This window comes from Pseudomonas sp. YA1, from assembly GCF_058680555.1.
This window is the reverse complement of the sequence record NZ_JBZWBG010000035.1, coordinates 1-20,942: the sequence shown is the minus strand read 5'-3', so window position 1 is coordinate 20,942 and position 20,942 is coordinate 1. Positions and strand designations below refer to the sequence as shown.

Here is a 20,942-nt window from a genome sequence, read left to right as displayed (position 1 = left end):
ACTGAAGCAGGAAAAATTAATATCAACCCCAGGGCCTACTAACTAGGCAGCGGTACTAAAACTGGGGGCAGGTCAGTATCACATAACTCCAGCAAAAATATATCCCCGAGACAGCACAACGATAGATCTCATTAGGCTAGATCAGCGATTATCTCGTGAAGAAGATCGTCACGCATGCACTCAAAAACAGCAATATGACGTATGCAGCGTTCTTCTTTGCCTAGCTGCTCTCGCTTCCATTCGATGTCAGCCTCAATCAGCGATCTAATAAAGTCAGAATCTGGCTGCCGTCCACAGCTTTTATCGCGCACTGACTTTGCAACAAGCACAGAGACGCCTCTATCCAGAACCTCATTAACTGAATTAGTCCATCGACTTTCCAAGTCAAGTGTCTCAACAAGTGTTGAGGCTCGACGAGGTACAGTAGGATCTGTGATTTTGATTTCAACCTGACGCGCATTGGTAGGCGATATGCCTGCAGTCACCACAACCGATGAGACGCCAGGCCTTAGCATTGGGTGGTATGTTTCATGTAATCCCGCTGCGTCAGCATTACCCATAGGAGTATTGGCAAGTTTCCAACGCGAATTGCACCCTTGGCATGCAGAAAAAAGATTCGCCGGGTGAATTGCGAGATGAGGCCACTGCGATTTTGGAAAGAAGTGGTCGCAGTCATTGGCTTCAGTGTTAGTACCCAACTCACCCAATGGCCCGTCGCAATACCCGCACACACCGTGCGATTGTGGACGAAACGCTTTCATCACTGTTGCGCGGTCAATCTTTCCCCCAGTCAAGCTGAACGGTTCGGACTCGAAGCCCATTCCTGCAAGCCAGCCATAGAAAGGCTCTGCTACCTTCCCGACGGTGTCTAACCAATCGGGATACAGACGTGGGAACTGAAGTTCATTTCCCGCAGCGTCCCACTGGCTATGAAACTGCGCGTCGTGGGCAATTGCGGCCGCCACTAAGAGCGCTTCAGCTGGGTTTTCCCGGGCTTTGGTTGATAACGCAGTAACAGCATCTCCAAAAGCAGTGCGTGCCTGATGCCAATAAATCCTTTGCCAAAGCCAATCACCAAGCGGTTGCCCGAATCGCTGGGTCAACAACTTGTTGTCTTCCAGGAATTGTGGCGGGCTACGAAGTAGCCAATCTAGCAACTGCAACTTAATGATAAAGATGCGATTCAGATCTTGAGCTATTTCATCAGGCAAGCGACGCTCATGAAGCATTGACCGTACTCCCTACCAAACCTCGCCAAGCTCGCTTTAGATCGACCTGAAAATAACCAGGGCCGGTTTGGCGAATAAAAGCCTCAACAACCGCCTTCATGGTTAAAGGTTTAGAAACGCCAAAGTGCACTGCAAAGCGCTCAGCGCTGAGGAGACTATCGACTACCTGATACTCAGTTAGCCCGCTCTCTGTTAAAGCAGCAGCTTTCAATATCTGATCAACAAGATCCTTACTCAACGGTGTTCCTAGTCTCCAGCACTCCTCGACTTCCTCCGCAAACTGCGTTGCCGCGACAAGGACCTCTAGTAAACGACTTGCTCGTCTTCCGACTGTATCCGGAGCCCCAAAAATATCCCGTAATGGATGGTCGCCTGTCGCTCCGAAAGTATGGGTTTGAGCATCCAGGATTCGGACACCAGATAGGCTAGGCCCTGTAGCGTCTACGAGCGATTTTCGCTCCAACACCACCAATTCGTCTTTCAGTGCGTCCGTGAGCATCAAGGCGGCATGGGTGGCAATTAGTACATCTACCGAGGTACTTGCCAATGCATCATCAACTACAGAAACAATGTCGCGCTTCCACAGATCATTAAAGTGAGTTTCAGGTTCATCCAAAAGCAACAGGGAGTCCTGACGTCCGCTTAGCAGATGCAGCAGGGCCATTCTTCCCATAAACATCTGCTCTCCATCGGATAGTTCTTCATAACGCATTACGCCAATATCGTGCTTGATAGTATCGGGCTTTGCATCAGACATAGCGTGCCGACGCAGCCTCAGCTGCACGTCATCGAATAGCCCCTGTTGGTTCAGCTCCAGAAGACGAGTAAACAGATCAAAACTGCTGACATCCTTGGCGCCACCCAACAACGCCCATAAGGCTTCGCCTTGGGTCGAACAGGTGCTTAGCTCTTCGTGATCGGCAGACAACAAAGATAACCCTTGTGCATTAAAGGGGCTTTTCAGATCAAACCAAAGCGTGCGGCGGTGTTCGGTGGGATGAGGTTCCGCGATCACCTCGCTAGCACACAGCCACCAATCGTGTGCGGTTTCACACAGTTTCTGATCCCAAAGTGCTGTTTGCAGGCGCGAGCGGAACGCTACAGAAACCAAATGATGCCAGCCCCCTCGCTCCAATAGCTCTTGAAGCGGAGTAATGTTGTCCTGCTGACGCTGCCTAGCTATCCGAGCGTCTATCTCTGCCGGCAGCGAGTTGTCAGTGGTTTCAATAAATGCCTGCGGCAGGGCCACTGCCAGCAACGCGCATTTCAGCAGCGTCGCATCGAGCAAAACTGGCCTTCGATACAGATCAGTTTCGACACTCTTTGCATCTTCGGGCTGCTTGGGGATATCGCTCCCAGCCCGACGCACAGCTTGGAGGGCGAGCTCCTGACTGATGGTCCAGCCTGCGGGGCGCTCAATGCTTTGATCTTCATCGTTACTTTCCAATAAACCAACCGAGTTCTGATTGCGGCTCCACACAGATCGCCATGGGCGCAGATCGCCGGTGGTGTAAGCCAACACAGCAGAAGGCAACGCAATAGCGTGCGGTGTCACTGAGCCTGCGGGCCATTCCCCCTTTCGAACAAGCGGGCGAAATTCCGACGGGATATCGGTGGACTCAGTTGAAAAACTTGATAAAACGTGTTGGAACTGAACCTCAGTAAAGCTATTCGGAAAGGCGAATTTGTCGGCAATCCACAAGCTCGCCGATTGTCGACCCTCAAACCAGTCAAGCACCAGAGTTCGAGCATTTGACGAGCCGCGACTACCTAACTCATAAACAAGTTGCACAGGGAAAAGGGTTTTCTGACCATCTGCCAAGGCTAAAAAAACCTCAGCTACTGCGCGCAGCAGGTTGGATTTGCCGCTGCCATTCACCCCCACCACAAAGCGGATCGAGCATTCCCGTGCCAGTGGCGATTCGCTGGCGAAGCAAACCTTAATGTCCGAGATAGGAGGATAATTTTTCAGGCGTAGGTAGCGCAGACGCATTACACGGCCTCCAGATCGACTTGACCCGCTTCTACATTGAGAGCACGGGCGATGTCTTCTTTGACATCGTCGAGCGAGGCGTAATGACGACTCCGATCCACCAGATGGGTTAAATCCTTGCCGTCGTCATCTTGAACTGAAATCACCTGGAACATGCCGTCAGCGCCACTGTGCTCGGAAGTTTCGTAATCCAAATGCACGGTGAAGTAATACTGCAGAGTAGCATTTGACGAAAAGGCTTTCCGCAAAGCTTCCACATCAGCCATGCGCGAGAACTCTTCAGTGCGTAGAGGACGGAAGGCTTTTAGATAGTCAAACTCGCCGCTCACCAGATCTTGCTTGGGTAAAGTGATTTTTGCAATCAGACCCAATGCCGATAATTGGCTCAAAGCACGGCGGATACGATTCCCGTTGAGCAGGCCAAATGATTGCAGACGATCCGTCACGGTTGAATCGTCGCAGAAGCGGGAAAATAGTTCTGGGTCCTCTACCAACAAGGGTTGGCCACTTTGCTGGCAATACTCCTTGAAAACTTCTAGCACCTGGCGCTGGAACTCACTGAGCTCACCAGACAACCAACGACGAGCAGGACGCACAGAGAGATCAGCCTGCACCTTGAAGCTGACTTTGGCTGCCCCCGCCAGAGAAATTTTTGCTCCATTTTTAAGTAGCAACGCATCACGGGCTTTTGCCGCATCTATGATTGCATCCGCATGCGACTCGCGCCATTGCGTAGTCAACTCCCCGACCAGAGCCTGCTGGCAAATAATCTCCTGCAAGTCGGAATACATCTCGATTTTACCGAGCATCTGCGCCCGCAACGTCTCGATTTCACGCACCAATCGTGCGAACTTATGTTGCAATGATAGAGATGGCAGTGGAACGGTGATTCGCCCCAGATCCGTCGGGCTGACATTCGCCATACTAACGGCCTGCTTTGCTGAATTAAGGAGACGATATTTTCCATAAGCACTGTTCAATGTGGCCCAGAGAAACTCAGGCAACATCTCGGGCTTTAAGCGAAGGCGCACTAGATAAGACGCAAAGCTAAATGCGTCCTCAACGGGACGCCAGATCGCGCACTTACCAACTAACTCCTTTGAATTCGTCCGGTTAAACAGCAGGTCGCCATCGCGCAACTCAGTAGATTCGATGTCTTTTTTTGACAAGTGGGCGTATTTCAGATCTGTCAAATCCAACCAGCCGCTAGTTGTCATGCTGTTCATTCGCAATACAGCATGCGTTCCGGTTTCCCCCATAGCTTCGGATACCCCGTACTGAGAGTCCGCCACGTAGTCGCTAATTCGAACGGGATCAATCAAACCATCTGTGGTATACCAAGCGCCAAAGTATTCCCAGTACGCCGTACGTATCAGGTGGTCAACTTGATCGCTAATTGACTTCTTGGCTTTAGTCACCGCCTCCACCTGCCGCAGCACATCGACGATACGCTGTTGTTCAGGAAGAGTAGGGAGTGGGATCTTTACCCGTGAAAGAAAATCAGGCGGTACCCGTTGCAGACCTCCCGTGCCCACAAATGCAGACGCTGCCCGATCCCGAAAGGCTTTCTGCCGAATAAAACTGAATACGTATTCCGGAAGAACAACCTTGGTCGGACGCAACACATGGAATTCTGTGGAGCCAAAGCCAAAACCGTTTTCCAGGTTCCGTGCTATGGCAGCCTTTCCGTTCTCCATGCAAGGCGTGACTTTTGCGAATAGCACATCTTGCTCGCGAAAACTTGTGTAGCCTTTCGCAACCTCAGCGAACGTACGTGTTTCGGCTTTGTTTATGACGCCACCATGTTCATCGACAGCGGACATTGGCACAAAAGTTACGGTCGCATCGTCAGCCGGTCGGCCCACTGCAGGTAACCGTGGGTTGAGCTCGCAAACATCGGTGAGGCGTGCTTGTACCCAAGATTCAGGCAAGCTCATTCGCGCCCCTCCACCATCGCCAGCAACGTGTCCAAGCCTTTGATAATGTCCTGCTCGGTGCTCTTAAGAACACCGATCAACTCAGCCACGCTCTTGTCACTTTTGAGCTGGGTGAAATCGAATGGCTTGTACTGTCCGGCGGACAGGTTCCATTCACGCGCTTCGATGCAATCCGGGTCGAGCAGACCATCCTTAAGTGCGCCCTTGTCGTCATACAACCCATCGGCCAGCATCGCCTCGACATAAGCCGACCGCACTAAACCATCGGCGTCGTGAGAGCCGCTAAGCTCGCCATCCACACTTTGCCATTCATCGTTACGCGCCCAGTCGCGCACCGGCACTATCCAGTGCTTGGCCGCCTTTAGCGGCGTGCACTGATCAATCGCCAAGCTGCGCAGTGTGACGTCGAAACCATCAAGTTTGGCGACTTCACGGGCTACCTCTGCCAGTTTCTGTCCGATATCGTGCGCCGTCATGGCCTTGGGCGGCTGATTGCCTCGCAATAGACCAAGCACGTAGTTATCGGCCTGGGCGTCTGACAGCGCTGTTTTCACCAGGTCTTTCCATATGGGCAGCGCCGGAGAATCATCTTTTTCGAAGAAGGCCTCTTTTTCTCGGGCCATTTTTTTGAACTCCGCTTCGGCTGGCTTGGCAGCCTTTTTCCAAGCATCTATGAGCTCGATATCGGTGGCCTTCTCGGCGAGCCGTGCCATCAGCGTTGCATCCCAGGCTTTTTTTGCCGCTGGTTGTAGCGCCTGAACGGCCAACTCGGTCAACACATTCGCGGCGATAGAGCGGATGTTTTCTTCAGCCTCTTTCGGGTTAGAAGGAAGCTCCGGGAAAAGCTCATGAATGCCCCACACGTGCCCATCCCACATGCTGGTATCGGGCAGACTGGAAAACGCCACACCAGCAGGCGTGAGTTCGTCGGCAGTGTCACGCAGCAATGCCTGGCGCCAGCGCTCTGTGTAAAAGCTGGGTTGCAGCAAGGTTTTTTCATTGAGCTGAGCAGCGTTGCGCCCGTGCTCGACCCACTCCTTGAACTTGATGAGCGCATCCCATAAGTCGTTTTGTTGACCAGGACGTGCATTGCGTTTGGCATCCTTTGAGTAGCCATCTTCCTCCACCTCATAGAACCAAACGTATTCACTGAGTGGCGCGGCGTTGCTGGGCAGGCTTTGCTTGCTGTCGCGGCGGGTGACCTTTCTGAAGATCAGGATGGAGGTCTTGACGCCTGTGTAGGGTTGAAAGACACCGCCAGGAAGGGATATCACCCCTTCCACTACGTGCTCGACAAGTAGTTCACGGCGCAAGCGCACGTGGGCTTCGGTATTGCCGAACAAGACACCCTCGGGAATGATCACCGCACAACGACCGCCAATATCGAGCAAATCGAGCATCAGCCAGAGGAAGAGCAGCTCGCTCTTGTTGGTGATCGATTCGTGCTTTTTCTTGCCCCCACCCCCGACGCGCGGGAAAAGCAAGGTGTCGGGATCCAGATCGCCGCTGTCGACCGTTCCGGTAAAGGGCGGATTGGCCAGTACGAACTGATAGCTGCCTGGCTCCAGTAGTTCTTTAAGCTTGGCTTTTCCTTCGCGCTTGCTGAGCGAGTCGCCCTGTAACAAATGCGGATCGGTCACATCGTGCAGCACCAGGTTCATCCAGCCGATGCGCGCCATGGTGCGGTCGTTATCGAGACCGACAAAATTTGCACCGTTGTGGATGGCCTCATATTGCTCCGGTGTAGCGGCAGCACCATCGGTGCGGTGCGGGGTACCATCCCATTCCAGCACGAGGTTTTCTTGCGCCGAGTATTTGCGCATCAGATGCTGCTGGGTGCTAAACAAAAAACCGCCCGTGCCAGCGGCAGGGTCAATCACGCGCTGGCCGGGCTCAGGGTCGAGTAGCTCAACCATGAAGCGGATCAAATGGCGCGGGGTGCGGAACTGGCCATTCTTACCTGCCGTGGCCACTTCACTGAGCAGATATTCAAAGGTGTCGCCCATTATGTCTTGGGCAGCAGAGCCTTCGCCGGCGCGAGCAAAGAGCTGGTCGATGGCGTCGATGGCATCCGACAACACCTTGCCCTTGTTAGGGTCAAGCTGAAAGTAGGCGTCGGCCATGCGGTTATTGAGGCTGGCCAATTCTGTGCCATCAGCGCTGGCGCTGCTGAAATGTTTGTCAAGCTCACGTAGCCAGGGAAAAACCACGTCAATTAAATGAGCAGGATTGGTCTTCTCTCGGCGGATGTAGCTCCACTTACAAGATTCGTAGCCCGCGTAGATCGATGGGAAGCCGCGTTGCTGGCGCTTGAGGTCGATATCTTCCAAACGCTTGAGGAAAAGCAGATAGGTGATTTGCTCAACCGCCACCAAGGGGTTGGTGAGGCCGGCAGCCCAAAAGCGGTTCCAAAGTTCGTCGACTTTTTTCTTGATATGAGGAGCAAGCATTCAGTGATGTCCTTGATGGATCAGGCGGCCTCGTCCAACAATTGGTTGGCGAGGTTGATAAGTTCATCGATGTCCTGCGGTGGAAATAGCGTTTCCACTCGCCCTACGCGCGAAAGCGGTGGCTCGCTGAGTGCCGCACATGTAATGCGCCCGTGGCGCAGCACGGCCGCCTTTACGGCTCGCAGAAAATTGAGTTGGTTGGCGCGCAAATATCCGTGAGCGGCAATGAATGCATCGAATGCGGCATTGATGCGTTGCTCGCGGTTAGGCAGGTGCGCGCCCTCGCAAAGTATGTGGCGCAAAAAGTCAGCCAACGACGCTGCGGGAGCTTCAAAGGCTTTGCGCAAGGTGTCTTCGGTAACGAACAGATCAGCCTGGTTCAATGTGTCACTGATCCGTTCTAATTCGTCGTCTCCTAGATGCTCGCCTTGCTTGAGCTTCGCCAGCTCAGGAAGCTGGTCAGCCAGCCGGCGCACGAGCGCCTCTACCTGCTCGCGATAGCTTTCAGCAAAAGCGCCTTCGCCGGTGGGGCCGTAGATTATCCAACTGCGCTGGGCAATGCTGTCCGGTAGATTGATTTCGACCGTACGACTGGGTGTGGAGGTGCGATAGCGCATCAAGGGGGCGAACACAGATTGCAGCGTGCTCAGACGAGTCGCATCAAGGTGCTGCCAAAAGCCTGAGGACTGCACCCAGGCCCGTTGCTCCGCCACGCGCTGCACCTCGGGGATGTTGTCAGCCAAACTCGCAACAGCCTCCTGAACGCGTTCGCGCACCTTGGCTTGTTCGGTGGTATCGCCCTTAAGCCAGGCCACCGCGAGGCGTTCACACCAGATCTGGAACTGCATCTCATCCAAGCCCGCCAACGGCGCAAAGCGCATCAAAGGCGCGATGCTCGTAGATAGATGGTCCAGCGCGCTTTGGCTGGGCGCCGGCCATTGCCGCGCCAGCGCGTCGAGCACATCCCAGTGCGGCCGCACGTTGATGCTATGCCGGGGCAAGGCGCTCAACATGGCTAGCAAATCGGCAATAGCCGTCTTCGTGTCCTGCTGCTGGGCGTGTAGTAGCTGCCATTTTTCCAACCGCAGGCGGAACAGGCGCACCGGCAGTGGCTCGCTGGGGTGATCCACTTCGCCGTCGGGTTTAAGCTTGAAGTAAGCGAAATTCTTCCAGTGATCAATGATCAGAAAGTCCTTCTTGATCTCGCCGGTTGCCTTGTCGGTGTGTAGCCGAGTGCCGCGCCCGATCATCTGCCAGAACTTGACCTTGCTGAACACAGGCTTGGCGAAAACCAGGTTCTGAATGGCGGGGACATCCACGCCGGTGTCAAGCATATCCACGGAGATGGCCACACGTGGCATGGTGCGGTATTTGAAATCATCCAGCGTGGTGTCAGCACGCTCCATGTGGCTGTCGATGATTTCGGCCATACCTTGGCGCTGTAGCTCCGGGTACAAGCGGTTGAAGCTTTCGTAGAGTCGCTTAGCGTGAGCATGACTGACGGCGAAGATGATGGACTTGTGTGGCAGGCCGCGAACATCTTTGCGACTTTTGTCCATGAACTCTCGCACCATGGCATCGTTAGTACCTTGGTTGATGATGCCTTTTTCGATGTCACTGCCATCAAAATTGAGCTCATCAAGATCTACGCCTTGATCACGCGCCATCTGCCTCAAAGGTTCGGGCAAAGCTTCCCCCTGAATGCCTTGAAGCTGAAAGTTGGTTTGTGCATCGAGCACGCGATAATTCACTAGGTTCTGATCAGCGATGGCCTGCTCATAGCTGTAGTAATAACTGGGGACGCCGTCGCCACAGTCGAATAGTTCAAACGTGTTGTGGTCGATGTAGTCAGTTGGGGTTGCGGTCAGTCCGAGCTGAATGGCATCAAAATGATCAAAAATGGCTTTGTAGCGCTGATAGATGGAGCGATGGCTTTCATCGGCCACGATCAGATCGTAGTAGCCGACTGACAAGCGCGAATACACCTGCATCATGCTGGGGTAAGTGGAAAACTGGATACGCGCCCCTGAGGTTTCCCCAGATTCGATGCGGGCCAGGCTTTCATTGGGTAGATGGGATTTGAACTCCGACATCGCCTGGCGCACCAATTCACGTCGATCTGCCAGGAACAGCACTCGCTGTACGCGCTTGGAACGCAGCAAAGTGTCAACAAGGGCGATGGTGGTTCGCGTCTTGCCCGTGCCGGTAGCCATCACCAATAGAAACTTGCGCTTGGCTGCATCTACGCCTTCAGTGACGCGGCGAATGGCTTCGTTTTGATAGTCGCGGCCAGCTATGTCGGCGTTGATGGTTACCTTGCCAAGCGGCTCGGCGAACTGATGCTGGTGCCGCAGCCGTTCCAAATCATCTCGAGTGTAAAATCCGGAGATCTTGCGAGGGGCATAACGTGCTCGATCCCAAAATTGAATTTCTTTGCCATTGGTGAGGAAGATAAACGGATCGCTGCCAAATTTGGCTTTGATCGCATCCGCGTAATCTGCGGCCTGACGCTTTCCAGCAAGCTCATCACGAGATGACCGCTTAGCCTCTACTACAGCAATCGGTTTGCTATCTGAACCAAGAAGGATGTAGTCAGCAAATTGCTCGCAACCATAGTCACCGATGGACTCGGCTGTCTTGAGTAAAAACTCCCCTACAAGAGTCCTTCGACTTTGAGACCAGCCAGCATGGGCAAGCTGAGAGTCAATGATCTGAGCTCTTGTTTGCGCCTCATTGAGGCGTGGAGCAGTCATTGCTCATGCCCTGGATCTTGGTGCTCGTCAGCGCCACCCGCACGCACCCATTCATCGACCTCAGACAACTGAAACTTCCATAGACGACCAACTCTGTGCGCAGGCAAAGCCTTACGCTCGCGCCAGCGATACACCGTGTCTTTGGCCACCCCCAGATGAAGGGAAACCTGCTCAGCAGTAACCCAGGGTGGTCTGTCCCGGGCTGAGTGGACACTGACTTAAGGTGGATAATGCCCACCGCAAGGAGTGTTCATGACCCAGACCAGACGACGTTTTCCCGAATCCTTCAAACGCGAGGCGGTAGACCAGGTGCTTGCCGGTACGCCGCTTCGTCATGTCGCCGAGACACTCGGCATTGCTGAAAGCCTGCTGGGCAAATGGAAGCGCCAGTACGAGCAGCAAGGTGACGATGCCTTTCCGGGCAACGGCAAGCAGCGTGGCGAGAGCGCGGAGCTTCGTCGCCTGCGCCGGCAACTGGCCCAGGTCACCATGGAGCGCGATGTTTTAAAAAAGGCGCTCGCCATCTTCTCGCAGCCCACGAAGTGAAGTTTCGCGCCATCGAGGCGTTGGCTGGTCGTTACCCCGTAGCACCGATGTGCCGGTTGTTGCAGGTGTCGCGCAGCGGTTTCTATGCCTGGCAACAGCGACCACCTTCGGTGAGAGAGATGGCGAATCGGCGTCTGAGCAAGGAGATCCGAACCATCCACCACGAGGTGAATGGGATCTATGGTCATCGCCGCATCAAGGCTGAACTGACGGCCATGGGGCAGGCGTGCGGGCGGCATCGGGTTGCTCGATTGATGCGCGAAGCCGGCCTGCGTGTTCGTTCACGCAAGCGCTGGCGGCTGGTTTCCAGTAGCCGCCACGATCTACCGATTGCGCCGAATCACCTGGATCGCCAGTTCGTCTCGGATCGAGCCAATCGGCACTGGGTCTCGGACATGACCTACGTGCGGACTGCGCAAGGCTGGCTGTATCTGGCCGTTGTGCTCGATCTCTATTCACGCGCCGTGGTCGGTTGGGCGATGCACCACCGCATGCAGCAAGCCCTGGTGCACGCCGCGCTGGAGATGGCCGTGGCACGCCGACAGCCACAGGCGGAGGTCCTGCTGCACTCGGATCGCGGCAGCCAATACTGCGCGTACGACTACCAAGCCTTGCTTCGGCGACATCGCATCGTGCCCAGCCATTCGCGACCAGGGAACTGCTGGGATAACGCGGCTATGGAGAGCTTTTTCCGTTCGCTGAAGGCCGAGCGGGTGTACCTGACGCGCTATGCCAGCTACCAGGAGGCGAAAACCGACCTGTTCGACTACATCCGCTTTTACAATCACCGTCGTCGCCACTCGACGCTGGGCTATCTCAGCCCGATGGAGTTTGAGCGGCGCTATGCGAGCAGTAACTCTTAACTACCTGTCCACCAGTTCCGGGACAGACCAGGGTTCTGTGCTCATTATGGCTACGCTCCAGCTTACGCAGCTACAGTCGCTTAAAGTCGGCTTAAGTCTATCAATACAGGGAGATGCCGTGCAGCCATATAGAGAGCCAATCTACGAGGGATGACAATCCGAATATTGAGGCCCACACGCATCGAATCCAGCGCATTCTCGTAACCGTCGGGTTCTACCTCCATTTCCAGGACGGTTTTAGAAGGGCTGAAAACTTCAGATCTTGGCCGCTTAGTCGCCGGAATGGGCATAAGTGATCACACTCATCTCAGCGCAATGAGCTCCAGAGCCTGTCCTGCCACCGATTCCTGAGAGATCGCCAGACGACGACAGAGCATATCAGCCGCGATGGCTTCCCCTCCCCTCTCTAACCACTCCACCGCGGCAGACTGCCTATCGAAATCAGCAGGTTTGTTGAGGCGTGCCTCAAGAATGCGTGCGATCGTCGCCGGCGCTGGCACCACCACCGCAGAAGCCCCAGCAGTCAGCGAGTTCATCAGGCCCTGCGGGTCGTAGTCTGGAAAGCTGATTAAATCGGAAATCCCCTCCCTCGCAGCAGAAACAGCCCTCGGCGACCACTGTCGATCGCCCCGAAACAACATAGGTACGTCTTGGAGCTCTGTCGGCAGTTGGTAGCGGTGGGCCGCGAGCATAACGCTCAGGTTCTCTACCAGCAGCACCCTCTCTAGCCCATGCAGGTCGATAGCCTGGAGGTTAAGCGTGCCGCCGCGGGGGTGCTGGTAGTCACCTGATGGCAACAGAACCCTACCCGATGGATGAGCGACCAACACTAGACCCTCGCCTACCGTCCGGCCACTGACCTTTTCGTTTCTGGAGATCGCAGCCAGTGCCAGCCTGTCCCCCTCGAGCGCCGCTGAGCTGTGCTTCAGCGGATCCAAAGACATGTCCTTTCTCACCAACGCAAGCAGTGTCTGGTGATCCGCAGCAGTCAGCAGCAACGCCGATGTACCGAGCTTCGTCCCTACGCCGTAAAGCTGGTGGATCTGCCGCCAGGTATCCGTAAGAGTGATTTTGTCCTGGTTGCGCCGCACCGCATTCATGATCGCCGTCAGGTGGCGCTTATTGGTCAGCATGCGTTATCGCCTCAACACCCTATCTAGGGTCAACTCCAGGACACGTCGGTTCGCCGAAAACCGACTATGTGGCGCCATCGTCGGCACAAGGCGGTAGTTCAGTTTCTTACCGTTGGCTTTGGCGAATGCCGCCTGCAACTGGGCATAGCCATCCAGGGCGTAGAGCCATATCCCGTCAGGGATGTCGGGATCACCACAGTCTTGCCAGTAAGCGGTAGCCGATTGAGGTTTACCAGTGGCAATCAGCTCCCGAAGCATGGCCTCCAAGTGGACACGCACGAAGGGTTTTTCCAGCTCCTTTTCCTGATTGGCGCCTGAGGGGACAATTTTCGATTCACGCTCCTGGGCGGCTGCCGCTGGCGCTGCTTTGACCTTCGGTGCCGGCAGTGAGGCTATCAGCAACTCCAGCTGCTCAAGGTTCTCGCCAGCGTGGACGTCGCAGAACGCATTGCCGCCCAGTGAAAGTGGAGCAGCACCAGCCCAAACTGCAGCATCAAGTCGTTCAAGAAGTGGCTCAAGATCGATTACGCCGCCGCCCTGCAGGTGAGCGTCGACGGCCTGGGCCACCTGGCGCATCTTGTTGCGCTTACGCACTGTCAGACTGAGCCGATCAAGCCGACCAATCATCTCGTCGAGAGCGAAGCGGTTGCGGGACACCGCACCCAACAGACCGTCGATAAGTTTGCCCCGCAGCGCCCGGTCGCTTCTTGTCAGCTGCAATAGGCCCGTGTGTGTAAACAGGCCCAACTTCTCGTGCAGTCGCTTGAGCCGGTCGATCGCATTTTTGATGTCGCGGATCCTGTCGGTGAGCCGGACGGAGAATCCATATCCTCCCTCAATGAATGCCCTGGTGACGTTCTGCTCGTTTCTCAGGTGCTGCATCACCTGGCGGGTGGTATTGGTGACACGCCGCAGGTGGCGCTCGGTCTCGGCCGGATCGCCAGCTGCCTTGGCGCCATGGTAGGCCTCGCACCCCTCCTCAATGCTGATTAGGATCTCCTTGAGGTCAGGCGCTACGCGATCAAACCCTTGGATAGAAATTTGTGCGCCCACGTCGAGCAGTAGACCACTGAGATGCAACAGGTCGCTGTCCTCCTCCACCAGGCCTTTGGACATGAGCCACGAGAGGCCCTTGGTCATACGCTCCGGGGGCGTGATGCCTGTTTCGTCGGCCAAGGCCATAGCTTCCAGCAGATCAGCGTTCGCTTTCAGGTGCTCGCCTAGCCTTACCCAGTCTTCTGCCTTCACAGTTCGAGGCCTCTTTGCTCCAACTGAGTCGAAGATGGATCCGGCTCCGGATCCAAGTTTAGGCTGCTGAACTCAGCCACCCAGGCCAGAATCATGTAGAAGTACCCCATCTTGCCAGTGGCCACGTAGTTCGCGGACTCACTACTGCGCTTCACCAGGTAACCCGCGTCGGCCAGGGGCCGCAGCACCAGCGCCAGTCGCTCTTTGTTGTCCTTGGCGCTCTTGGACTTGCTAAAGAACTCATGGCCACTCAGGTCTCGCAGCTGATCCCTGTAGGTGGGATTGTTCTCGATGGCCTCGAGCAGATCCGAAAAGGACACCGTGTCGCCGGGCGCTAGGCACGCATCGGTGCGCCCAGAGCGATTGAAGAGGCGGATGAACTCCAGGCAGGGCTTGAGCTGATCGCGCATCTGCACAAGTTGCACAGCCGCTGCAGCTCTATCCTTGGCGTCAGACAGATCGGCGTACCGCGAAAAGTACGTGTCCGGGGCAGTTTCTTCACCGATGGTGCCCAACTCCCGGCCGAGAGGCGCCAGCACCGCCCTGACCTCAGCCTCAACACCAGGTGCGCGAAGCTGACGATGGAGCTCTGGATAGGCGTATTGGCAGATGAAGCCACCAGAGAGCAGGGTTTCGAGGACATCGCGAATCTCGCTCACGATAGGTACTCCTCTGCGGCCAAAGCCTCATTCAGCTCATCCAGCTCCTCGTGCACGTCCAGGCCGTACTCCTTGACGACGATCGTGCCGGTATCAGCCTGCCTCTCCAGGAAGTAGCGGTTGGTGAACTGCCGAAGCAACTCCGGCGCACCACCTGGGAAGCATGCCAGCATGGAGATTCCCCTCTGGTTGAAGTAGTTGACCAAGGCCACGTAGTTCTCCGGCGAGAGCTCCAGGGCCTCATCAATGGGGATCGACATTAGGAAATCAGCGTCTTTACGCAGCAGCTCGAACAGGGAAACGTAGATCATTGCAACGATGATCTTGGTCAGGCCGGTGCTGCTGAGCTCAATCAGCTCTGAGTTGTTGGTAGCAATCTTCGTCCGGCCCTGGTCATTGCACGACACACTCACGTCAAAGCACTGCTCCAGGTCAGAAGTGAACTTGCCCTCATTGATCTGCCTGGCCACGTTCTCCAGAGCCTCGACGAAACTCTCGGTCGGCATGACGCCATCGCCCATGGCTTGCCAGCGGCGATAGTGCTGATCGTAGATGGATAGATCAGACCAAAAGGACATTTCTTGGATGCGGGATGTAACCCTGAACTCGAACTGTTTGATCTGGGCAAATGCGCCAAGCACCTCCCTAGCCTTCTGCGTCGCGTCGCGGCCGAGCTGCTGGATACTCCGATGCAGCTCCAGCAGCTTGGTACGGCGGTCACACAGCTCATCAGAAAGATTCTTCGCCTGCATGATGAGCTTCGTCTTCTGGTCAGGATGCGAGACGTCGATGTATTCCTGCAGGCTCGGTGCTGCTTCCAGCCAGGCGAGTTCATGATCAGGCGCCGCATTGCTGGCCTGGCTAGCGATTTGTTCGATAGCAGCACCTTGCGGCGTGTGCAGAAGTTGGCGTGTCCTGAACTGAGAAAGGATCTGGCGATAGGTGTCAGAAGCGGACTTATGGAGCACACCGCGCTGGCGCATCAACCTGGTCACATCCTCGTCGATGTCCTGCGCAGCCAATCCGTCTAACAAGGCGCCGGGATCAACGATGTCGACGTGAGTAAGGCGGTTGAGCACACCGCTGAGTAACCTGGCCTGGACCTCATCCTGGTGCCCTTCCTGTGCCAGTGCCTTGCGCTGATCGACAATCTCTCTCAACCGGGTTTTGACCTCGTCGTTGTAGTCAGCGATCTGCCTGTCTACCCTGGCGACCTGACCTTCCAGGCCAGACATCTCGGCGATTCTTATCGGGAGCTGCGGTAGCACGTTCTCCACCCAGTGGCGGTAGCTCTCGATAATCGATCGCTGATCAGTGATCTCCTTAATCTGTGAGTCAAGCTGGCCTATCTCTCGCTCGAGCCGGCGATTTTCCCTGTCATCAATGCCCTCACTGCGGAGCTTGACCGACTTGTCGTTCTCGATGGTCTGAAGCTCTGCGTTCAGCCCTTCGGTGATTCGCTGCAATGCAGCCTTGTGCCCCTCTATCAGTCGCGCACGCTCTTCAGCAAGGTCGTCACGTGCAATCTTTTCATTCGTAGTCAGCTCCAAGATGTGCCGCCCGTGAACCGACCTCAGTTGCGCGATACTTGTGTCTTTTTCGTCCAGGGCCCGTTGCGCCTCAACAGCGCGTGCACCCTGCTCTTCAACGTAGGAGCTATGTTCATCCTGTGCTCGTTCATACAGCGCCTTGCGTTGTTCACGTCGCGATGCCAGCTCAATAGCGGCCTGACTCTCATCGTTCTGGCACTTGCTCAACCGAGCAGCATGCTTACGGAAACGATCTTCTAGAACACGATTCTGCTTATCCAGGCTCTCGAACTCGGTCTGGATACCCTCAAGACGGAGCGTCAGCGACGCAATTTCTTGCTCAAGCGCTTCATCGCTGGCGAACGTAGGGACTGATAGCCCTTGAAGCGCCAGCTCAAGTCCATAGAGAGATTGCTGGGGGGACTCCAGCATTGCAGGGTTCAGATCAGCTCGCAGGAGGATCTCTACCGGAACCAGCCTAGCGATATTGTCTTTCCAGCTTGGGTGATTCTTTCGCAGGTACCCAAGCATCGTCTCTGCACCAGCGTTCAGTTGCTCCTTCAGCGCGTCGCGCAGCTTCGCTGTTTCGCTACGCTGCTTATCAAGCCCCTGGAACGCAGACACCAGCCTGGATTGCTCATCCTGCAGGCTCTTTTCCTCTCCGCGGGCAACTGCTAATTCGGTCTGGAAAGCGGCCAACAGAGCAGCTTGCTCATCAATCGCGTGCTGAGCTGCGTCAAGGGCATCTTGGGAGCTAGGAAGAACCTTCGTTTTCTTCAGGTGATCAAGCTCGGCTGAGGCTCGAGCAGCGGCAGTGGCCAGCAAATTGCGTTGCTGCTCATGCTCCTCGAGTTCAGCGCGCTGTTCCCTTTCGGTCTCTCCCCTACGACGGCGTAAATCGTCCTCAAGCTCATCCTGGCGTTCCTGGATAGCCTCCAGCGCAAGATTGTGACGTGAGTGAGCTTCCTCTCGCTGCGCTGACGCAGAGTCCTTGGCGTTCTGAGCCCGCACGTCGTAGACCTGTCGTATGTCTAGGCCCTTAGCGTTGAGCTTGGTCAGGTGATCCTGCTTCAGATCGCGCTGAGCGATCACCTCGCCGATGTTGTCCGCTCTCGCCAGCAGGTCTGCCATTCCCGCCTGTTCGTACTTATCCTTGGCCGTCTCAATTTTACTTACAGAGTCCGCGGCCTCAGTGAAGTTTGCCTGTAGGTGGCCGCGTTTTACTGCCAGCTCTTGACGTCGAGCGTAGGCGTCTTCGTTTATGCGCGTCTCACGCGCATTGAGCCCGCTCAGGGCTTCCATCCGCGCAGCTTCGCGCTCACCCAGCCGCGCCACGATGTGGTTTGCACGTGTTTTCTGGATACCGAGCTGGCGCGTGATCGCCTGATGGTCAACCCGAAGCTGGGACAGTGATTGCACCTTAGGTCTCAACTCGTCCATGAGCAGATAACCGGCCCGGTTCTCCAGCACCTTGTTGAACGGAGCAGCGTTCAGGGTTTCAAGGGTGCGGCCGAGGTCAGAGTTATCCTGTTCGAGGATCTCGGCCATAGTGGTCTTCATGGTGTCGAACGTACCGGCGCTGGCCAGGAGCGCGAGCGCCACGTTGTCGATACCGTTGAAGTCAGTCCGCTTTGGCGCCAGCGAGAACGAGGGGCGGAGGGCCAGAACCAGCTTTCGCTTCTGGGGATCCGTAAGCTTCTCCATGTGGGAGTAGCCGCTGTTGAACTGGATGATGTGCCGGTAGTGAATGGGCTGAAGCTCTGGACTGCAGTCGATACCTTTCACCGCCAGATGGCGTATTAGTTCCCCTGCCCTGACCAGCTCGCCGGCCTCATAGTCCCGGTAAAGCAGATCTGGCTCCCAGGCGTGAGCAACCAGGCGGTATGCGTAGCTGTCACCACTGCGGTGCATGATCGCGCACCGCGGCGCATTCATGGAGTTGGTGTACTCGAAGACGATATAGCTGGAGGCATTGGGCAGGTACCAGTTAGCAAAGCTTTCCCGGTTACTCCCTGCCTTGACCAACTGCCCAGGCGCCGCCCCATAAAAAACGGGTATGAGCTTCAGGAACGACGACTTACCGATGCCATTTGTACCGTTGATGCTGGTGTTCCCGCTGATCGCTATCTCAGCTTTAGCCCCTGCGCATAGCGAGTCGATAAGAACAATCTTGAGCAACTGAGACATCGTTGATTCCTTTCAGATGGTATCGACACATAGATAGTCGGCTGTTTTTTTTGGCGGTAACAAGCGCCAAAGCTACAACAGTCCCTCCCCCGTCAAGCTCTGCAAGGCTTAACCGCTTCACTACGGCGCACTACCTGCCAGTAGGCTGCTACAGCCGGCAGCACCACCAGCGACAAACTGCCGTTAGTCGCCATCCACGACAACCCAATCATGCTTCGATACCCCCTGTATCCGCCAGCCCAGAAGGCGGTTTGAATGACAGCGCCAAGGTATGTAAATCTAGACGACGCATCTAGAGTGTTTACTCGTACAGGTAAAGTTTTCGAGCAGATGGAGAGGCCATGAAGCGCAAGCAATCAATCGAGTCCGTACGCTGGGATCTGGCGTTGCGCTACCGCCTGATTGAGACGGTGGCCTGGTGGGAAGGCCGTCTGACCACAAATCACCTGACTCAGAGCTTCGGCATCAGCCGCCAACAGGCGTCGAAAGACATCAACTCCTACATCACCGATTACGCGCCGAAGAATCTTGAATACGACAAGCATCTAAAGGGGTATGTACCTAGCAGGCACTTCAAGCCGCTGTTCATCGATGACAGCGCCAGCGCCTATCTGCACCTGCTCAACCAGAACCATGACCGTGCCCCGCATATCGAAGGACTAGCATTGGCCTATGCGCACACCGAGGTGCTGCAGGTGCCGGATCGCACGGTTCGCCCGGAACTACTGCGCCCGCTTCTTCGCGCCTGCCGCGAAGGGCTACGCCTGGAGTGTGAGTACGTGTCCTTTACTACGCCGGATGCAGAGACACGCTTGATCGCTCCGCATACGCTGATTTACACCGGCATACGCTGGCACGTACGCGCTTACTGCGAGAAGAATCGCGATTATCGGGACTTCGTATTGAGTCGCTTCCGCGGCGTGCCCGAGTTAATGGACGACGGAACGGAACACACCCGCGAGCACGATCAAGGTTGGAGCACTGAGGTGCAGGTAATCATCGCGCCGGACTCGCGCCTGAAACCCGAGCAACAAGCCATCATCGAAACCGACTACGGCATGCGCGATGGGCGTCTGATTATCGAGACCCGCGGTTCGCTGGTTCAGTACGTGCTGCAGCGCTATCAGATCGACACGACCAAAGTGCATACCAAGCCAACAGCACAGCAGATTGTGGTGGAGAACTTGGATGCGTTACAGGGGTGGCTTTATCACTGAGCCCTGGGCTTAACCAATATGAGGTCGCTCTCATCTACACCATCGCGAAGGTATAGCTCCGGTGTGGACTCTTCTGAAATGCCTTCCAGCATCAGCGCATTCTTGGCTTGCTTGAAAGCGGTCGGAATTGAGCAGCCGAAGCCAATAGCTGAGTAAAACTGCGCTGAAAACACGCGGGCAGCTTCGTCGCCAATCGACTGATTCATGCCAATTGCCGCATCAACATACTGCGTACATGCGGCCGCTTGGTTAAATGAGTTGCACGTATTAAAAAACACCAACCGAACCGAGTCGTAGAGTTCGAAAGTAGCGACAATGCTCGCCATCGGCACAAATGCAGCGTCACCATTTCGACCCTGCAAAACGAGCTCATCCTGATCGCTGCCATGCCCACTAAAATGCACAATCGTGGGCTTTAGCTCGTTCATGTACTGCAAGATATCTCCTGGACGCAGCGCCCATCTCGACTCGAGCTTAACCGCATCACGATGATCTGAAAGTCGAATTTTTTGGTGAATCTCTCGGACTTCTTCATCCAGCAGTAACCTGCGATCAGAGGCTGTCGCTGGATCGGTCGCGAAGAACGCAACCTTAATTTCTTCGGGCAACGCAGCCAACTTATCAATCCGTGCTGCAGCCTGCCGGTGCAGAGAATCATGCGTTTTTAGGCTGGATTCAACCTCTCGAAACTGCCTTGCCTGCACCTCCTGCAACTTTTTCTGCTCCGCATTTCTTTTCTTCAGCACCTTCGCTTCTTCGCTTTCTAAACGCTGCTCAGCTGTCGCCAGTTTTTTCTGCTCTGCAGCAATTTTCTTCTCCAGCTTGGCAACCTCAACCAAATGCTTAGATTGCAAATCAGCATATCGACTTGCTTCTTTAAGCTTGAAAGTAGCTGTAGATAATTGCTTCGTTTTGCTGGCAGCAATTCCAGCGGCATGCGACTTTTTCCCAGCATCAGCCGCCTTTTGGGACTCCCTAGCCTTCAGGCTGGCTAGCTTTGCCAAGGCATCACGAGCGCTGGCAACCTGACGACGATACGTATCAACACTCATAGGTTCCTCCCTACAATTCAAAAGCAGCGCAGCAGTTAAACGTACCCAGTAGATGGTGTATCCGCAGGTAGTGACCTGCCCCCAGTTTTAGTACCGCTGCCTAGTTAGTAGGCCCTGGGGTTGATATTAATTTTTCCTGCTTCAGC

The 20,942-nt window shown here is 55.4% G+C and carries 12 protein-coding genes and 1 pseudogene; 2 read left to right on the top strand and 11 right to left on the bottom strand.

The window, feature by feature from the left end; genetic code table 11:
* Positions 1–131: 131 nt before the first annotated feature.
* The 6 genes and pseudogenes from AC4OR5_RS30640 to AC4OR5_RS30615 all read right to left on the bottom strand — a co-directional run.
* A complete protein-coding gene (locus tag AC4OR5_RS30640) occupies positions 132–1,229 on the bottom strand; it encodes an HNH endonuclease family protein (RefSeq protein ID WP_124169278.1) in 1,098 nt (365 codons plus the stop codon).
* Entirely contained in the window at positions 1,219–3,222 is a 2,004-nt protein-coding gene (locus tag AC4OR5_RS30635) for an AAA family ATPase (protein WP_071536221.1), read from the bottom strand. Before AC4OR5_RS30635 ends, AC4OR5_RS30640 begins: the two co-directional genes overlap by 11 nt.
* On the bottom strand, positions 3,222–5,159 hold the full coding sequence (locus AC4OR5_RS30630) for a restriction endonuclease subunit S (protein ID WP_058160991.1): 1,938 nt from the start codon (positions 5,157–5,159) through the stop codon (positions 3,222–3,224). Before AC4OR5_RS30630 ends, AC4OR5_RS30635 begins: the two co-directional genes overlap by 1 nt.
* On the bottom strand, positions 5,156–7,609 hold the full coding sequence (locus tag AC4OR5_RS30625) for a type I restriction-modification system subunit M (protein ID WP_058160993.1): 2,454 nt from the start codon (positions 7,607–7,609) through the stop codon (positions 5,156–5,158). The genes AC4OR5_RS30630 and AC4OR5_RS30625 overlap by 4 nt, the downstream gene beginning before the upstream one ends.
* A gap of 20 nt (positions 7,610–7,629) precedes the next feature.
* A complete protein-coding gene (locus AC4OR5_RS30620; protein ID WP_058160995.1) occupies positions 7,630–10,362 on the bottom strand; it encodes a type I restriction endonuclease subunit R in 2,733 nt (910 codons plus the stop codon).
* Positions 10,359–10,535: pseudogene (locus AC4OR5_RS30615) on the bottom strand (helix-turn-helix domain-containing protein); the annotation flags it as partial. The pseudogene AC4OR5_RS30615 and the gene AC4OR5_RS30620, both read right to left, overlap by 4 nt.
* Positions 10,536–10,614: 79 nt before the next feature.
* Between AC4OR5_RS30615 and AC4OR5_RS30610 the strand changes: the two are divergent.
* Positions 10,615–11,771 (top strand): IS3 family transposase gene (locus AC4OR5_RS30610; protein WP_369700327.1). Its coding sequence is split into 2 segments (ribosomal slippage): positions 10,615–10,875 and positions 10,878–11,771, totalling 1,155 coding nucleotides; the frame shifts between segments, so codons are not numbered across the junction.
* A gap of 302 nt (positions 11,772–12,073) precedes the next feature.
* Here AC4OR5_RS30610 and AC4OR5_RS30605 read toward each other — a convergent pair.
* From AC4OR5_RS30605 to AC4OR5_RS30590, 4 genes are read right to left on the bottom strand one after another with little or no spacing between them, the layout of a single operon-like run.
* Positions 12,074–12,904, bottom strand: coding sequence for a DUF7281 domain-containing protein (locus AC4OR5_RS30605; protein ID WP_058160996.1), 831 nt, complete (start codon positions 12,902–12,904; stop codon positions 12,074–12,076).
* A 3-nt stretch (positions 12,905–12,907) separates the two neighbouring features.
* Positions 12,908–14,152, bottom strand: coding sequence for a hypothetical protein (locus tag AC4OR5_RS30600; protein ID WP_043089984.1), 1,245 nt, complete (start codon positions 14,150–14,152; stop codon positions 12,908–12,910).
* Positions 14,149–14,811, bottom strand: a complete 663-nt coding sequence (locus tag AC4OR5_RS30595) for a hypothetical protein (protein WP_058160997.1) — start codon at positions 14,809–14,811, stop codon at positions 14,149–14,151. The genes AC4OR5_RS30600 and AC4OR5_RS30595 overlap by 4 nt, the downstream gene beginning before the upstream one ends.
* Positions 14,808–18,527 carry an ATP-binding protein gene (locus tag AC4OR5_RS30590; RefSeq protein WP_058160998.1) on the bottom strand — a complete coding sequence of 1,240 codons (3,720 nt, stop codon included), beginning with the start codon at positions 18,525–18,527 and terminating at the stop codon, positions 14,808–14,810. Before AC4OR5_RS30590 ends, AC4OR5_RS30595 begins: the two co-directional genes overlap by 4 nt.
* Before the next feature lie 341 nt (positions 18,528–18,868).
* Here AC4OR5_RS30590 and AC4OR5_RS30585 point away from each other — a divergent pair, with 341 nt between their 5' ends.
* The gene (locus AC4OR5_RS30585) at positions 18,869–19,744 is read left to right on the top strand and encodes a WYL domain-containing protein (protein WP_058160999.1); all 876 of its coding nucleotides are present in this window, start codon (positions 18,869–18,871) and stop codon (positions 19,742–19,744) included.
* On the opposite strand, the gene AC4OR5_RS30580 is transcribed toward AC4OR5_RS30585, so the two are convergent.
* Positions 19,738–20,796, bottom strand: a complete 1,059-nt coding sequence (locus AC4OR5_RS30580) for a CHAT domain-containing protein (protein WP_058161000.1) — start codon at positions 20,794–20,796, stop codon at positions 19,738–19,740. The two genes, AC4OR5_RS30585 and AC4OR5_RS30580, sit on opposite strands and share 7 nt — an antisense overlap.
* Positions 20,797–20,942: the final 146 nt, after the last annotated feature.

Excerpts from the sequence above, each read along its gene's own strand:
- AC4OR5_RS30640 (WP_124169278.1), bottom strand. The coding sequence starts at position 1,229 with ATGCTTCATGAGCGTCGCTTGCCTGATGAAATAGCTCAAGATCTGAAT.
- AC4OR5_RS30635 (WP_071536221.1), bottom strand. The coding sequence starts at position 3,222 with ATGCGTCTGCGCTACCTACGCCTGAAAAATTATCCTCCTATCTCGGAC.
- AC4OR5_RS30630 (WP_058160991.1), bottom strand. The coding sequence starts at position 5,159 with ATGAGCTTGCCTGAATCTTGGGTACAAGCACGCCTCACCGATGTTTGC.
- AC4OR5_RS30625 (WP_058160993.1), bottom strand. The coding sequence starts at position 7,609 with ATGCTTGCTCCTCATATCAAGAAAAAAGTCGACGAACTTTGGAACCGC.
- AC4OR5_RS30620 (WP_058160995.1), bottom strand. The coding sequence starts at position 10,362 with ATGACTGCTCCACGCCTCAATGAGGCGCAAACAAGAGCTCAGATCATT.
- AC4OR5_RS30605 (WP_058160996.1), bottom strand. The coding sequence starts at position 12,904 with ATGCTGACCAATAAGCGCCACCTGACGGCGATCATGAATGCGGTGCGG.
- AC4OR5_RS30590 (WP_058160998.1), bottom strand. The coding sequence starts at position 18,527 with ATGTCTCAGTTGCTCAAGATTGTTCTTATCGACTCGCTATGCGCAGGG.
- AC4OR5_RS30585 (WP_058160999.1), top strand. The coding sequence starts at position 18,869 with ATGAAGCGCAAGCAATCAATCGAGTCCGTACGCTGGGATCTGGCGTTG.
- AC4OR5_RS30580 (WP_058161000.1), bottom strand. The coding sequence starts at position 20,796 with ATGAGTGTTGATACGTATCGTCGTCAGGTTGCCAGCGCTCGTGATGCC.